The organism is Streptomyces sp. Ag109_G2-15, from assembly GCF_900215565.1.
GTDB classification, from domain to species: Bacteria; Actinomycetota; Actinomycetes; order Streptomycetales; family Streptomycetaceae; genus Streptomyces; species Streptomyces diastatochromogenes.
The window spans coordinates 3,248,647-3,263,641 of record NZ_OCNI01000001.1 but is presented as its reverse complement, the minus strand read 5'-3'; the positions used below and the strand labels follow the sequence as shown (position 1 = coordinate 3,263,641).

The window sequence follows — 14,995 nt, the reverse complement described above, 5'->3', positions numbered from 1 at the left end:
CTCGGCTTCGCCTTCGGCGGATTGCCACCCGCACCACCCGTGCGACTGGCGCGGTCGGGTGCGGGTGGCCCCTGTGGGGCGGATTCGCCGTCGGCGACTGCGGGAGCGTGGATCGGGTGCCATCCGGCAGGCGCCCGTGCGGCTAACGCGGGCGGGTGCGTGTGGGCCCTGCGGGGCGGATTCGCTGTCGGCGGGTGACGGACCGTGAGGCTGACCGTCATGCGGCGGGACTTCGGTGCTTGCCGGGCTCGTTCGGGGGATGTTCGGTTGCTCGTGGTGACAAGTGCGCTCGGATGAGTGGATGGTGCGTACGGGCTGTCCTTGAACGAAAGACAATGTGGGACCCTGAGCCGTGACGGGTTGGGCTGGGCCGGTGTCGGGGGCTTTGCGCGATGGGCGTTGACGGGTGGGACGAGTCACGCGGTGACGGTGGCTCCGAGACCGGAGGGCTGACCTCGCCGCAGGTGCCGAGTCAGGGCGGGCGGGGCGGAGCGGCTCCGGCCGGGGCGCCCAGGGATGAGAGCGTGCCTGCTCAGCGTGGTGGCAGTGCGCTGCCGCCGCCCCGGGAAATGCCGTCCGGCGACGGTGAGTTGATCGAGCGGATGCGGGCGGGGGACGACTCCGCCTACGAGGAGCTGTACCGGCGACACGCGGATGCGGTGCGCCGGTATGCCCGTACCTGTTGCCGGGACGGGCACACCGCGGACGACCTCACCGCCGAGGTCTTCGCCCGCATGCTGCAGGCGGTGCGTGGCGGGTCGGGGCCCGAGCACGCCGTACGGGCCTATCTGCTGACCTCCGTGCGGCGCGTTGCCGCGCACTGGGGCAAGTCCACGCGGCGCGAGCAGCTCGTCGACGACTTCGCCGTGTTCGCGCAGCAGGCCTCCCGGGGATCCGAGGTGTCGGCCGGCGACACTCTGGACCTGGGTGCCGATGTGCGGGCCATGCACGGGGCCGAGCAGTCCATGGCCATGCAGGCCTTCCGCTCGCTGCCCGAGCGCTGGCAGGCCGTGCTGTGGCACACCGAGGTGGAGGACGAGTCGCCGAGCCAGGTGGCCGTCCTGTTCGGGCTGGACGCCAACGGCACCCGGGTGCTGGCGAGCCGTGCCCGCGAGGGGCTGAAGCAGGCCTATCTGCAGGCTCACGTCAGCGCCTCGCTCGCCGGCGACGAGGAGTGCGCCCGCTACGCCGACCAGCTCGGCACCTACGCCCGCCGCAAGTTGCGCATCCGTGCCGAACGGGGTCTGCGCAAGCACCTGGACGAGTGCGCCCGGTGCCGGCTGGCGGCCGCGCAGATCGAGGAAGTCGCGAGCGGGATCCCCGCGGTGGTGCCGGTCGCGGTCGTCGGCTGGTTCGGGGCCGCCGGGTATGCGAAGGCGCTCGGGATCATCGCCGGTGGCGCCGGGGTGGGTGCGGCAGGTGCCGCGGCCGCCGCCGGCGGGTCCTCCGGTGGTGCGGGTGCGAGTGCGGGTGGTGGTGCGGCGGCCTCGGAAGGGCTCGGGGCGCCGTTGAAGGCCGGGATCGCGGCCGGTGTGGTCGGCGTGGCCGCCACCGTGGTGGCACTGGCCCTGGTCAACGACAGCCATCCGGCCAAGGAAGTGGCCAAGCCGGCGGCGTCACCTCCGGCCGTCCAGCAGCCGCAGCCGCCGACGCCCGCTCCCACCCCCACGCCCGGCAAGAAGAAGCCCGCGCCGGTGCCGGTGGCGCTGGCCCCCGAGCCGAACCCCACGCCGACGCCGACTCCCTCCCTGAAGCCCACGCCCACTCCCACCCCGAAGCCGGCCCCCACACCCACCCCGACGCCGACGCCGAGACCCAAGCCGACCCCGACGCCCACACCCACTCCCACCCCCACGCCGCCACCGGCTCCCGTCGTCTACGAGTGGAGCGATCTGCGGTACGACGTCAACGGCGACGGCACCCGGCCCGAGATGCGGCTGCGCGAGAGCAGCTGGGTGTGGCAGCGGTACGGGATGTCGATCGCCGGCAAGCAGTACGCGCGCGGTGTCACCGTGCACGGCCAGTCCTCCGTCACCATCGACCTCAACCGCCAGTGCACCGCCTACGACGCCCTGGCCGGTGTGGACGACCTGACCCTCGGGCTCGGCAAGGTCTCCTTCTCCGTCTACGCCGACGGGGTCCGGCTGTGGCAGTCCGGGATGGTCAAGGGCTGGGACGCGGCCGTGCCCGTCCATGTCGATCTGACCGGACGCAGGACCGTACGGCTCGTGGTGGAACCGCACAGCAACGTCTTCGACCGGGGCGCGCTGGCGGACTGGGCCGAGTCCCGGTTCACCTGCCGCTAGCGGGGATCACCGGTCCGGGCGGTCGCCGGCGCCTCCAGTTCCCGTAGGACGTCCTCCGGGGTGAACGACGCGCCCCGGGCTCGCTCGGCCGCGAAGCGGTCCGCAGGCAGCTCCGCGCGGGCCTCGGTGTCGATCCGCTCGGCCCGGGTGCGCTCCGGCTCGGGGCGCGGGTGGCCGGCGCGCCAGTGCTCGGCGGCCGCGAACAGCCGTACCGCGCCCGCCAGGTCGCCGAGCCTGGCCAGCAGGTCGGCGCCGATGTCCGCCAGCCCCGCCGTGAACGACTCGGCGCAGCGCCGCTCCACCGCCTCGCGCAGTGCCTCGGCCACGATCGGCAGGGCCGGCCGGGGACCGGACTCGCCGGCCGTGATCAGGGCCTCGACCGTGCGCAGGGCGGCCGTGAACTGCGGTGGCGGGGTGCCGCCCGCCGAGACCGTGCAGGTCGTCTCGTACAGCTCCCGCGCGCGGGCCAGGTCGCCGTCGCTCACGGCGATGTGGGCCCGCAGCATCAGGACGAACGCCCGGGACTCCGCCACCCCGTACCGGTCGGCGGCCGTGCCGGCCTCGTCCAGGGCCGCGAGGGCGCCCGCGCGGTCCCCGGAGCGGTAGGCGATCTCGGCGAGCCGCGCCATGAGGAAGGGCGACTCGGCGTAGGCGCCCACCTCGTAGGCGAGCCGCAGCGCCTCCTCGTACTCGCCGCGGGCCTCAGCGAACCTGCCGCGGGCCATGGCCGCCTCACCGGCCGCGCTGCACACCTGTGCCCGCATCCAGCGGTCGCCTACGCGGCGGCTGAGGGCCCGCAGCTCCGCCAGGTCCTCGTCCACGCCGCGCAGGTTGCCCGGCGAGTCGACGACCACGTGGGTGCGGTACATCAGGGAGACGCCGATCTCCCAGTCCCCGCCGTGTCTGCGGCAGTTGGCGACCGCCGCGGCCATGTCGGGTCCCAGGTCGACCGGGCCGCCCAGGTAGTAGGCGGTCAGCGGCCAGACGATGCCGGGCAGGCGGGCGGCCTGCGGACCGCCGTGCTCGAAGCCGGCCCGTACCCGCGCGATGTACTGCGGGGCCCGCTCGTCGGCCGCGAGGTTCGCCGTGCTCGTCTCGGAGGTCAGGAACAGGTCGAGCATCCGCAGGTCCATGCGCAGCTCGCGCAGCGGGTGGCCCGCCTCGCCGTCGGGTGCGGCGAGGAAGGCGCCGACCGGGTCGGCCGACTCCGTCAGCGCGGCGAGAGCGGCCTGCGCCGCGCCCTCGGGCAGGGCGTCGCGGGCAACGCCCAGGCGCAGCACCTGCCGCACCCACTCCACCGCCTCCTGGCGGTAGTTGCGCAGCCACCAGAACCAGCCGATCGCCAGGACGATCGCGCCGGCCTCCGCCTCGTCCCCGGCGCGCAGCGCGCGGTCCAGAGCCGCGCGGATGTTGTCGAGCTCGCTCTCCAGACGGCCGATCCAGGGTAGTTGGGCCGCCGAGCGCAGCTGGGGCTCGGCCTGTTCGACCAGTACGCGCACCCACGCGCGGTGCCGCCGCTCGGCCGCCACGCGCAGCTCGGGGAACTCGGCGGTGCGCTCGGTGGCGTACTCGTGGATGGTCTCCAGCATCCGGTACCGCATGCCGTCGAAGGAGTCGGAACCGTCCGGGGCGGCCACGACGAGGGACTTGTCCACGAGGGCGCCGATCAGCTCCGCCGCCGGGCCGGTGCACACCGCCTCGGCCGCCGTGAGGTCCCAGCCGCCGGCGAACACCGACACCTCGCGCAGCATCGTCCGCTCCCGCTCGTCGAGCAGATCCCAGGACCAGTCGACCACCGCGCGCAGGGTCTGCTGGCGGGGCAGGACCGTGCGGCTTCCGGAGGTGAGCAGGCGGAAGCGGTCGTCCAGCCGGTCGGCGATCTGCCGCGGGGTGAGCAGCCTGAGCCGGGCCGCGGCCAGCTCGATGGCGAGCGGCAGCCCGTCCAGGCGGCGGCAGATCTCCGCGACGGCCTCGGTGTCGCGGAGCACCGCGTCGGCGTCGGGACGGACGGCCTGCGCGCGCTCCGCGAAGAGGCGGTGCGCCTGCTCGGGGACGAGGGGTTCGACCGGGCGCACCGACTCACCGGGGACGCCCAGAGGTTCACGGCTGGTGGCGAGGACCGTGAGCCCGGGGCAGTGGGTGAGGAGGGTCTCGGCGAGGGCGGCGGCCGCGCCGATGACGTGTTCGCAGTTGTCAAGGATCAGGAGTTGGCTGCGCGGGGCGCAGTACTCGATCAGCAGGGCCGTGGAGTCGGCCTGCGGGGTCGCCAGGTCGTTGGCCAGGAGCACGGTCTCGCGCAGACCGAGGGCGCTGACCACCGCGCCGGGCACCGCCTCCGGTCGGTCGAGCGGGGCCAGCTCGACCAGCCATGCCTGGGGCAGCCCTGCGGCGGCCTCCTCGGCGAGGCGGGTCTTTCCCGAGCCGCCCGGTCCGGTGAGGGTGACCAGGCGGGCCCTGTGCAAGTCGGAACGAATGGCTTCGAGTTCTGGTTCCCGGCCGACGAAGGACGTCAGGCGGGGGCGGAGGTTGCCCGTCCGCTCCGGGGGGCGGGTGGGGGCCGGGGCGGGTGCGGGCGGTTCCTGCTCCAGCAACGACCCGTGCAGGGCTTTGAGTTCCGGGCCGGGGTCGGTGCCGAAGGTGTCGGCGAGGGTGCGGCGGGCGGACTCGTAGGCGGCGAGGGCGTCGGCGGGGCGGCCGGCGTCGCGCAGGGCGCGGATGAGGAGGGCGTGCAGGGGTTCGTCGTACGGGTGGGCGGTGGTCAGTTCCGTCAGGTCCGGTACGACGTCCTGGGCGCGGCCCAGGCGCAGGCGGCCCTCGGCGCGGGCCCGGAGCGCCTCCAGGCGGAGCGCGTCCGGGCGGGCGGCGGCGGTGCAGTCGGGGAGGTCGGCGAGGGCGGGGCCGTGCCACAGGGCGAGCGCCTCGTCCAGGGCGTGGGACGCGGTGCGGGCGTCGTCGCGGTCCAGAGCCGCCGTGGCCGTGCGCACCAGGGACTCGAAGACGAAGAGGTCCACGTCGTCCTCGGTGGCGGCGAGGCGGTAGCCGCCGGGTTCCAGGGTCACGGTGTCCTTGCCGAGGGCCCTGCGGAGGCGGCCCACCAGGGCCTGGAGGGCGGCCGGGGCGTCCTCGGGCGGGTCGCCCGCCCAGACCTCCGCGATCAGGGTCTGGGGGGCGGTGACCCTCCCGGGGCGGAGCGCCAGTGCGGTGAGCAGCGCGCGCAGGCGGGGGCCGCCGACCGCTCCGACGGTTCCCTGGTCGTCCTCCGCCTGGGTGACGCCCAGGATTCTGTACCGCACCGGGTCATTGTCGCGGGGGGTGCGGGGTTGGGCCACGGTGTTTCGGTGGCGGGGGTCTGGGGTGCGGGTCGGCTGGGCGCGGGGTCCGGTACCGGCGCTGGATCGGCACCTGGAGCTGCGGTGGGCCGGGGGCGGGTTTCGCTCGCCCGCGCTGGCGGGGTGTAGCTGCGCCCACCCGTGCCGCCCCAGCGGCACGACTGCCCGCAGCTACGGCGGCATGTCAGACCGCGGTCGATCGGCTGCGGCTGCCCGCAGCTACGCCGGGACGACCGGCCGCAGCCGGCTGCGGCTGCGGCGCCCATGCAGCGCCGACGGGGCTGCAACCCCCTAGGGGCGCGGGGCTGTATCGATTTGCGGCTCCGCCGCGTGGGCGCGATCAGCCCCCACCTGCCCGCACCCGGCATACGGGCTGCAGCCACGGCGGAGCGGCCGGCAGGCTCACGCTCCCGAGGCCAGCGCGCTTCTTCTTGGGGTGATGCCGGAGGGGACCGCGCGGGCTCGGGCCGGGGTGCCTGTCCAGCAGGTGCCTCGGCGGGAGAGGAGGCGGCGGAGCCAGAGTTCGAGGGAGATCAGGTCGGCGAGGCCGTCCAGGGGGAGGGGTTCGCCGGATGCCGCCGCGCGCAGGGCCTTGCGGACCACTCGGGCCTCCACCAGGCCGGCATCGGCGAGGAGGGGGGTGGAGAAGAGGTCCACCAGGGGGTCCGCCGCCACGCGCAGGCCCGCGCGCGCGGCCGCCGCGGAGGAGCCGTGGGAGGGGGTGCCCCAGCCGGGCGGGAGGTTGGTGACGCCGGCGCCCTCCAGGACCGTACGCAGGACGGCGGAGCGGGCTCCGGGCTGGACGCGCAGGGCCTCGGGGAGGGCGCGGCAGGCGCGGACGACCTGGTTGTCGAGGAAGGGCGCGTGCAGGCGCTGGGAGCGGATCTCGGCGGCCTGCTCCAGGACGCGCAGGTCGGCCGCGTGGCGAGCCAGCACCGCACGCGCGCGGAACTCGCCGGGGCGCGAGGCGGAGCCCCCGGAGGAGCGCTCCGCCTCGGCCTGGAGAAGAACCGATACTTCAGCCAGTGCCTCCCCGGTCAGCCAGCGCGCCGCCGGCCCCGGTCTCCCCCAGGTCAGCGCGGCGAGGGACGCGCCGACCGCACCCCCGGGCTCGTCGAAGCGGTGCCGGATCAGCCGCTCGGCGAGCAGCTCAAGGCCCGCCCGGTACGGGGTGCGCGCCAGCCGCCGGGCCGCGCCGTACACGCGCGCGGGGACCATCACCGAGCCGTCGGCCCGGGCGAGCGCCGCGACCGGCCGTACCAGGTGGCGCCGTTTGCGGTCCATGAGGAGGTCCGCGAGGCGGGCGGGGTGGGCGTCCAGGACCTGGCGGGCGCCGTGGCCGGTGAAGTGGTCGGCGCTGCCCGCGGCAAGCCGCGCGCGGTGGCGGGCGGCCGTGACCAGGGAGGGGCCCGGCTCGTCGGTGAGGGGGCCGTCGAGGTCGGCGTACGGCAGGGTCTCCTCGCCGCCGGTCACCACCACGTGGTGCAGGCGCGGGTTGGCGGCGAGGGCTCCCGCGCGCTCCAGTTCGGCCTCGCGGCCGCCGACGGCCAGGTCGTTGAAAGTGACGGCGAGCAGCCGCTCGCCCGCGCCCGTGCCGTGGCCGAGCAGCGTGCCCGGCCGGCCGGGCAGTCCGGCGGCCAGCAGCGCCAGCGAGCCGGAGGCCGGTCCGCCGGACAGGTCGGCGCCGATCCCCGGCACCGGCATCCCGCGCGCGGCCCGCCGCTCCGCGGGGCCCATGCCCGGCACCGGCCCGGGGTCGAGGTCGGGCACATGCCGCGGCGCCGACAGCCGTGCGCGTACCGCCTCGACGAGCGCGTCCCGCACGGCGTCCACGGCGCGGTCCGGGTCGGCCGGGGGCGCGGCCACCGCGAGGGAGGCGACCGGCTCGTACCCGGCGATCTCTCGCGCCCCGGCGCGCAGCACGAGCGCATGCCCCGGGGGAATGCGCCGTACGCCGTCGTACGGGGTGGTGTCGCGCAGGGCGGCCGGTACGTCGGGGGCGGCGAGCAGGGCCGCCAGGTGGCCGAAGTCGAGGTTGGCCTCGATGAGGTCGGCGAGTGGCAGCGCGGCCGTGGCGTAGGCCGTGCCGCCGGCCCAGGGGGTGTGGAACACCGGGCGGGCGCCCGCGAGATCGCCGCAGACGGTGATCCGGCGGCCCACCTGGACGACGGCGGTGTAGCTGCCGGGCCAGGTGGTCAGATGGCGCAGTGCGCCCCCGCGCGCGGTGAACAGTCCGCGCCGCAGCTCCTCGTCGGTGGCGCCGCAGGTGCCGAGGACGGCGATCCGGTTCTGCGCGTCGGCCTTCACCACGCGCACCTCGTCCGGGCGCCAGTCGCCGACGGCCCACAGGGGATCGGGGTCGCCCCACAGGAGGTGGGAGCCGACCGGGTGCAGGGTCTCGCCGTCGTATCCGGTGGCGCCCGCGGAACCGATTCCGGCGGCGCCCGTGGCGGTGCTGCTCCAACCCACCAACCACCGCATCGACGCCTCCACAGGCTGTGGACAACATGTGCACCGCAGGAACCGGGTCCCCATGCTGCCATGAAGAACGCGCTGTGGAGGGGCGGTGGCACCGCCTTCGATCGAGGGAAACGCGCGAGGGTGGGCGCGGGCGGCCGAGGGGTGGACGACTGAACGCCCGTACGACGCACGGCGGATGACCGAGGTGCACCAGGTGGGTGCGACGCGAATGCGCCCCCGGTATGCGCCCCGAAAACGCCCTTCGCGCCCTCAAGTCCCGTGGTGGGAGCGGGAATCGCCCGTCGAGGCCCGGGTCGATTTTCAGCCAAATCGACGACGGCCACGCGAAATCGAGCACGCTCCGTACAGGCCTGCGGAGCGCCCCGCGGCACCGGAACGCGCACAGTCCGGGAGGCGGGCATCGCCTCCCGGACCGGTCCGCCACCCGCGGGGATGAAGGTGGCGGTGTCCCCCAGCCCACTGGATCCAGTACAGCGGGCCGACCCACGCAAGAGCCATGGAACCGCTCCCCCGGTGGCCGGAGAAGAGCGCACGGGCGGGCGCACGGCCACACGGGCGGGGGCACGCCGCGACAGCGCGTGCACGGTGCGTACAGGGCCGCACTCCCGTACGGACCACAATCCCGCCATCCGGAACAATGCCCCTTAACGCTTGGGATGCGGCGAACTACGCTGGGTTTACGAATGCCGCATGGTTATGCCAGCGCGGCAGCCGTCTGTGTCGAGGGGTGGCTCATGTCCAGGGAGCAACGCGGGCCGAACGAAAAACTCGGCGCCGTTCTCGCCCTCGCGGGAATCAGCAACGCAGGCCTCGCGCGACGCGTCAACGACCTTGGCGCTCAACGCGGGTTGACACTTCGCTACGACAAGACCTCGGTGGCGCGCTGGGTGTCGAAGGGGATGGTGCCGCAGGGAGCGGCGCCGCACCTCATCGCGGCCGCCATCGGCCAGAAGCTCGGCCGCCCGGTGCCGCTCCACGAGATAGGCCTGGCGGACGCGGATCCCGCACCCGAAGTCGGCCTCGCCTTCCCGAGAGACGTGGGACAGGCGGTGAAGTCGGCCACCGAGCTGTACCGGCTCGACCTCGCCGGGCGCCGGGCCGGCTCCGGCGGCATCTGGCAGTCGCTCGCCGGGTCGTTCGCAGTGAGCGCGTACGCAACGCCTGCCTCGCGATGGCTGATAACCCCCGCCGACAGCTCGGTCGCGCGGGAGGTGAACTCCGCCGAGGACTCCGGCGCACCGATCAAAGTCGGCCACAGCGATGTGCAGAAGCTGCGGGAGGCCGCGGAGGACGCCAGGCGCTGGGACTCCAAGTACGGAGGCGGCGACTGGCGTTCGTCGATGGTGCCGGAGTGCTTAAGGGTGGAGGCGGCGCCGCTGCTGCTCGGCTCGTACTCCGACGAGGTCGGCCGCGCCCTGTTCGGGGCCACCGCCGAACTCACCCGGCTCGCGGGCTGGATGGCCTTCGACACCGGTCAGCAGGAAGCGGCGCAGCGGTACTACATCCAGGCGCTGCGGCTCGCGCGCGCGGCGGCCGACGTCCCGCTCGGGGGCTATGTGCTGGCCTCCATGTCGTTGCAGGCGACGTACCGGGGCTTCGGCGACGAGGGTGTCGATCTGGCGCAGGCCGCCCTGGAGCGCAACCGGGGGCTGGCGACCGCGCGCACCATGAGTTTCTTCCGGCTGGTCGAGGCGCGGTCGCACGCGCGCGCAGGTGATGCGCAGGCCGCCGGCGCTGCGCTGAAGGCCGCCGAGGGGTGGCTTGAGCGGTCACGGGAGGGTGACAACGATCCTTCTTGGCTTGGTTTCTATGGATACGACCGTTTTGCCGCTGATGCTGCGGAGTGCTACCGGGATCTGAAGGCGCCTCGGCAGGTGCGGAGGTTCACCGAGCAGGCCTTGTCCAAGCCGACGGAGGAGTTTGTGCGGTCGCACGGGCTGCGGCTCGTCGTTTCCGCCGTCGCCGAACTGGAGTCGGGGAATCTGGACGCGGCGTGCGAGCAGGGGGTGCGGGCCGTGGAGGTGGCCGGGCGGATCTCCTCTGCTCGGACCACGGAGTATGTGAAGGATCTTCTGCACCGGCTGGAGCCGTACGGGGATGAGCCGCGGGTGGTGGAGCTGCGGGAGCGGGCCCGGCCCTTGTTGATGGCTCCGGCGTGAGGGCTCCGGCGTGAGGGCTCCGACGTGATGGCTTCGGCACAAACGCACGGAACACCCGCCTGCGTTTGAAGCCGCTGTCAGTGGCGCAGTGCACTATCGAGGTGGGAGGTGGTGCATGGTGCGGGACGGTGCGTACGACTGTGACGTGCTGGTGGTCGGGGGCGGGATCGTCGGGCTGTCCACGGCGTATGCGATCACGCGGGCCGCGCCGGGTACACGGGTGACCGTGCTGGAGAAGGAGCCGGGGCCGGCCCGGCACCAGACGGGGCGCAACAGCGGGGTCATCCACAGCGGGATCTACTACCGGCCGGGCTCGCTCAAGGCGCGGTACGCGGTGCGGGGCGCGGCCGAGATGGTGAAGTTCTGCGCCGAGTACGGCATCGCGCACGCCGTCACCGGCAAGCTGATCGTCGCCACCGAGCGCGAGGAGCTGCCGCGGCTGCACGCGCTCGTCCAGCGCGGGCGGGAGAACGGGATCCCGGTGCGCGAGCTGGGCCCCGCGCAGATCGGCGAGTACGAACCGGAGGTGCGGGGGCTCGCGGCCATCCACGTCGGTACGACCGGGGTGTGCGACTTCGTGGGCGTCGCCCGGCAGCTGGCGCGGGCCTCGGGGGCGGAGATCCGGTACGGGGCCCGGGTCGTACGGGTGGACCGGCGGCCGGAGCGGGGTGTGGCCGTGCTCACCGCGGCCGGGGACGTCGTACGCGGGCGGGTGCTGGTGAACTGCGCCGGGCTGTACTGCGACGAGGTGGCGCGGCTGACCGGGGACGAGCCCGGGGTGCGGATCGTGCCGTTCCGGGGGGAGTACTACGAACTGGCGCGGCCCGAGCTGGTGCGGGGGCTGGTGTATCCGGTGCCGGACCCGGCGTTTCCGTTTCTCGGCGTGCATCTGACCCGCGGGATCGACGGGGGTGTGCACATCGGGCCCAATGCGGTGCCGGCGCTGGCCCGGGAGGGGTACGGCTGGGGGATCGTACGACCCCGGGAGCTGGCCGGGACGGTGGCGTGGCCGGGGTCCTGGGTGATCGCCCGGCGGCACTGGCGGTACGGGGCGGGGGAACTGCGGCGGTCGGTGTCCAAGGGGGCGTTTCTGGAGGCGGTGCGGAGATTGTTGCCCGTGGCGGAGGAGGGGGATCTGGTGCGGGCCCCTGCCGGGGTGCGGGCGCAGGCGGTGTTGCGGGACGGGACGCTGGTGGACGACTTCCTGATTCGTGAGGGGGCTCGGGCTGTGCATGTGCTCAATGCGCCGTCTCCGGCCGCTACCGCTTCGCTGCCGATCGGCCGGGAGGTGGGGCGCCGGGCGTTGGAGATGCTCGGCTCGTTGTAGTGCCGTACCAGGGGGCTCCGCCCCTGGACCCCCGTTTGCCCGCCCGCCCACTCGACTCGGTACGTCGAGAAGGCGCCGTAAAATCAGTCTCACTGTGTCTGACTCCCTGAATCTCCCCGAAGCCCCCCGGTCCGGTGCCGCCGAGCCGCAGTCCTCGCATGTTCCCGGTGTGTCCGTTCGGCACAGCCGGGCCAAGGGGGAGCCGCGGTTTCCGGATGGGCCCAGGGCTGATCCCGCCGGGTCGCACTTCGAGCGGCGGATCCGGAGTTTTCAGCCGCGCCGGAGCCGGGTGACGGCCGGGCAGGCGGACGCGCTGCAGCGGCTGTGGCCCCAGTGGGGGCTGGACATCGACGGACGGCAGGTCATCGATCTCGGCGAGCTGTTCGGGAACGACAAGCCCGTCGTGCTGGAGATCGGGTTCGGGATGGGCGAGGCCACCGCGCAGATGGCCGCGGGAGATCCTGACACCAACATCCTGGCCGTGGACGTGCACACTCCGGGGCAGGGGAATCTGCTCAACCTCGCCGAGCAGAACGGACTGTCCAACGTCCGGGTCGCGAACGGCGACGCGATCATCCTGCTCCGGGAGATGCTCCGGCCCGACTCGCTCGACGGGCTGCGGGTGTACTTCCCGGACCCCTGGCCCAAGAAGCGGCACCACAAGCGGCGGCTGATCCAGCCCGAGTTCCTGACGCTGGCCGCGACCCGGCTGAAGCCGGGGGCGATCGTGCACTGCGCGACCGACTGGGAGCCGTACGCCGAGCAGATGCTCGAGGTGCTCGCCGCCCATCCGGACTTCGAGAACACCCAGGCCGACGGCGGTTTCGCGCCGCGTCCCGAGTTCCGGCCGCTGACCCGTTTCGAGGGGCAGGGACTGGACAAGGGACATGTGGTGAACGATCTGCTGTTTCGTCGCGTACCGCATCAGCAGCAGTAGCAGCCCCTTCGTCCTGTCCTCGTTAGGGTCGATGCCGTGGCCATCAGTCCTCCGTACCCGACCTACTCCCCCGGCCCCGACCCCGTGTCGCGAAGCGGAGCGCATCCGCACTGGTGGCAGCGCCGGTGGGTGCGCTACGGGGCGCTGATCACGCTGCTGGCGCTGTCCGGGCTGGTCATCCTCGCTCTGGTGCGCCGGCAGACCGGCACGGAGGGCTTCCTGGTCGGGCTGGGGCTCGCCGTCCTGCCCGTGCCCTGGCTCATAGCCGCCTTCCGCTGGCTGGACCGGGTCGAACCGGGCCCCTGGCGGAATCTGGTCTTCGCGTTCGCCTGGGGCGCCTGCGCGGCGGCGCTGATCGCCATCGTCGCCAACAGTTTCGCCACCAAGTGGATCGCCACCTCGACCGCCGACCCGGCCAGTGCCGACACCCTCGGCGCGACCGTGATCGCGCCCATCGTGGAGGAGTCCGCCAAGGCCGCGGCCGTGCTGCTGGTCTTCCTCTTCCGCAGACGGGACTTCACCGGGATCGTCGACGGTGTCGTGATAGCCGGGGTCACCGCCACCGGGTTCGCGTTCACCGAGAACATCCTCTACCTGGGCACGGCCTTCGGGACCGACCAGCTCACCGGCGACCGCGGCATCGCCTCCGTCACCGCCGCCACCTTCTTCGTGCGCATCGTGATGTCCCCGTTCGCGCATCCCCTGTTCACCGTGCTCACCGGCATCGGCTTCGGCTTCGCCGCGCTCTCCACGGAACGGCAGCACACCCGGCGCGTGCTGCTACCGCTCGGCGGACTGCTGCTCGCGATGAGCATGCACGCCTTCTGGAACGGCTCCTCGGCCTTCGGCGAGTTCGGGTTCTTCGCCGTCTACGGCGCCTTCATGGTGCCCGCCTTCGGGCTGCTGACGTGGCTCGCGATCTGGACGCGGCAGCGGGAGCTGCGGACCGTGCGGGAGGAGCTGCCGGCGTATGTCCACGCCGGGTGGCTGGGGCCGGCCGAGCCGTTCGTGCTCGGGTCGATGCGGGCGCGGCGGATGGCCCGGAACCACGCCCGCCGGTACCTCGGGGGGCGACCGGCGGCTCGGGCCGTCGCGCAGTACGAGGCGTACGCCACCTCGCTGGCGTTCCTGCGGCACCGGGGGCAGCGGGGGCGGGCCGGAGCCGACTTCGTCGTACGGGAGCGGGAGTTGCTGGCCCAGTTGTGGCAACGGAGGGATGTCGCCCGGCCCGCGCTGGAGTACGCGGCGCGGGTGGCTGCGCCGGCTCGGCCGTTGTACGGGACGCCGGTGCCTTACTGGTACGGCTATCCGGCGGCGCCCCACCCCGCCTACAACCCGTATCGGTCGTAGCCGTACCGGTCGCGGAGGGTTCGGCACCGCCGGAATGGCCGCCGTGGCTGAGCAGCGTTGCGGCGGAGAGAAGGGTCAGGCGGACGCTTCCGTCAGCTGCTTCAGTTCCGTGTCCGTCAGCCGCAGCTCCGCCACCCCCAGCAGCGCCGGAAGCTGGTCCACCGTCCGGGCCGACGCGATGGGGGCCGTCACCGTCGGCTGGGCGGCCAGCCAGGCGAGGGCGACCGTGGCGACGGGGGCCTCGTGGGCGGTGGCGATCTCGTCCAGGGCCGTGAGGACCTTCTGGCCGCGCTCGGACTCGAGGTGCTTGGCGGCGCCCTGGGCCCGCGCGCTCTCGACCGTCGTACCGGGGCGGTACTTGCCGGTGAGGAAGCCGGAGGCGAGGGCGAAGTACGGGACCGCCGCGAGGCCCGCACGGGCGGCGAGGTCCTGCAGCGGGCCCTCGTAGGTGTCGCGGGAGACCAGGTTGTAGTGGGGCTGGAGGGCGACGTAGCGGGCCAGGCCCTCGCGGTCGGAGAAGTCCAGGGAGGCCTGGAGGCGCTCCGCCGAGATGTTCGAGGCGGCGATGTGCCGGACCTTGCCCGCCTTCACCAGCTCGTCGAGCGCGCCGATGATCTCCTCGACCGGCACCTCGGGCTTGTCGAAGTGGGTGTAGTAGAGGTCGATGTAGTCGGTGTCCAGGCGGCGCAGGGAGGCGTCGGCGGCCGCCTTGATGTTGGCCGCGCTCAGGCCCTGGTACTCGGGGTGCTGGCTGACCTTGGTCGCGATGACGACGTCGGAGCGGTTGCCGCGGGCCTTGACCCACTTGCCGATGATCGTCTCGGACTCCCCGCCCTTGTTGCCCTCGATCCACGCCGAGTAGGAGTCGGCGGTGTCGACGAAGTTGCCGCCGGCGGCCGTGTAGGCGTCGAGGACGGCGAAGGAGGTCGCCTCGTCGGCGGTCCAGCCGAAGACGTTGCCGCCGAGGGCGAGCGGGAAGACCTCGAGGTCGGAGGAGCCGAGTTTGCGCAAAGAAGTCATGCTCTACGTCAACACCGGCGGCGGATGATCGCATTCCGTCCGCCGGTGCCAAGTTCCCGCGAAGAAGGACCTGTCAGGGGAAGGGC

Annotated in this window: 8 protein-coding genes; 5 read left to right on the top strand and 3 right to left on the bottom strand. The window is 73.6% G+C overall.

What is annotated here, in order from left to right; all coding sequences use genetic code 11:
* Positions 1-392: 392 nt before the first annotated feature.
* Positions 393-2,306, top strand: a complete 1,914-nt coding sequence (locus CRP49_RS14570; protein ID WP_097253744.1) for a sigma-70 family RNA polymerase sigma factor — start codon at positions 393-395, stop codon at positions 2,304-2,306.
* On the opposite strand, the gene CRP49_RS14565 is transcribed toward CRP49_RS14570, so the two are convergent.
* The gene (locus tag CRP49_RS14565) at positions 2,303-5,599 is read right to left on the bottom strand and encodes a BTAD domain-containing putative transcriptional regulator (protein WP_097253743.1); all 3,297 of its coding nucleotides are present in this window, start codon (positions 5,597-5,599) and stop codon (positions 2,303-2,305) included. The two genes, CRP49_RS14570 and CRP49_RS14565, sit on opposite strands and share 4 nt — an antisense overlap.
* A gap of 438 nt (positions 5,600-6,037) precedes the next feature.
* Complete coding sequence (locus CRP49_RS14560) at positions 6,038-8,116, bottom strand: asparagine synthase-related protein (RefSeq protein ID WP_097253742.1); 2,079 nt, start codon at positions 8,114-8,116, stop codon at positions 6,038-6,040.
* 734 nt (positions 8,117-8,850) lie between these two features.
* On the opposite strand from CRP49_RS14560, the gene CRP49_RS14555 reads away from it, so the two are divergent.
* The 4 genes from CRP49_RS14555 to CRP49_RS14540 all read left to right on the top strand — a co-directional run bounded on the left by CRP49_RS14555 (position 8,851) and on the right by CRP49_RS14540 (position 13,889).
* Positions 8,851-10,275: an MFS transporter gene (locus tag CRP49_RS14555; protein ID WP_097253741.1), complete on the top strand. Its 1,425-nt coding sequence runs from the start codon at positions 8,851-8,853 to the stop codon at positions 10,273-10,275.
* A gap of 115 nt (positions 10,276-10,390) precedes the next feature.
* The gene (gene lhgO, locus CRP49_RS14550; RefSeq protein WP_097253740.1) at positions 10,391-11,602 is read left to right on the top strand and encodes an L-2-hydroxyglutarate oxidase; all 1,212 of its coding nucleotides are present in this window, start codon (positions 10,391-10,393) and stop codon (positions 11,600-11,602) included.
* Positions 11,603-11,696: 94 nt separating this feature from the next.
* On the top strand, positions 11,697-12,539 hold the full coding sequence (gene trmB / locus CRP49_RS14545) for a tRNA (guanosine(46)-N7)-methyltransferase TrmB (RefSeq protein WP_097253739.1): 843 nt from the start codon (positions 11,697-11,699) through the stop codon (positions 12,537-12,539).
* 36 nt (positions 12,540-12,575) lie between these two features.
* Positions 12,576-13,889 (top strand): PrsW family intramembrane metalloprotease, encoded by a 1,314-nt coding sequence (locus CRP49_RS14540; RefSeq protein WP_097253738.1) that lies wholly within the window; start codon positions 12,576-12,578, stop codon positions 13,887-13,889.
* A gap of 75 nt (positions 13,890-13,964) precedes the next feature.
* Here CRP49_RS14540 and CRP49_RS14535 read toward each other — a convergent pair whose 3' ends face one another.
* A complete protein-coding gene (locus CRP49_RS14535; RefSeq protein WP_097253737.1) occupies positions 13,965-14,909 on the bottom strand; it encodes an aldo/keto reductase in 945 nt (314 codons plus the stop codon).
* Positions 14,910-14,995: the final 86 nt, after the last annotated feature.

What these genes read in the sequence shown, in the direction of transcription:
- CRP49_RS14560 (WP_097253742.1), bottom strand. Translation starts at nt 8,116, where the DNA reads ATGCGGTGGTTGGTGGGTTGGAGCAGCACCGCCACGGGCGCCGCCGGA.
- lhgO (WP_097253740.1), top strand. Translation starts at nt 10,391, where the DNA reads ATGGTGCGGGACGGTGCGTACGACTGTGACGTGCTGGTGGTCGGGGGC.
- CRP49_RS14570 (WP_097253744.1), top strand. Translation starts at nt 393, where the DNA reads ATGGGCGTTGACGGGTGGGACGAGTCACGCGGTGACGGTGGCTCCGAG.
- CRP49_RS14555 (WP_097253741.1), top strand. Translation starts at nt 8,851, where the DNA reads ATGTCCAGGGAGCAACGCGGGCCGAACGAAAAACTCGGCGCCGTTCTC.
- CRP49_RS14535 (WP_097253737.1), bottom strand. Translation starts at nt 14,909, where the DNA reads ATGACTTCTTTGCGCAAACTCGGCTCCTCCGACCTCGAGGTCTTCCCG.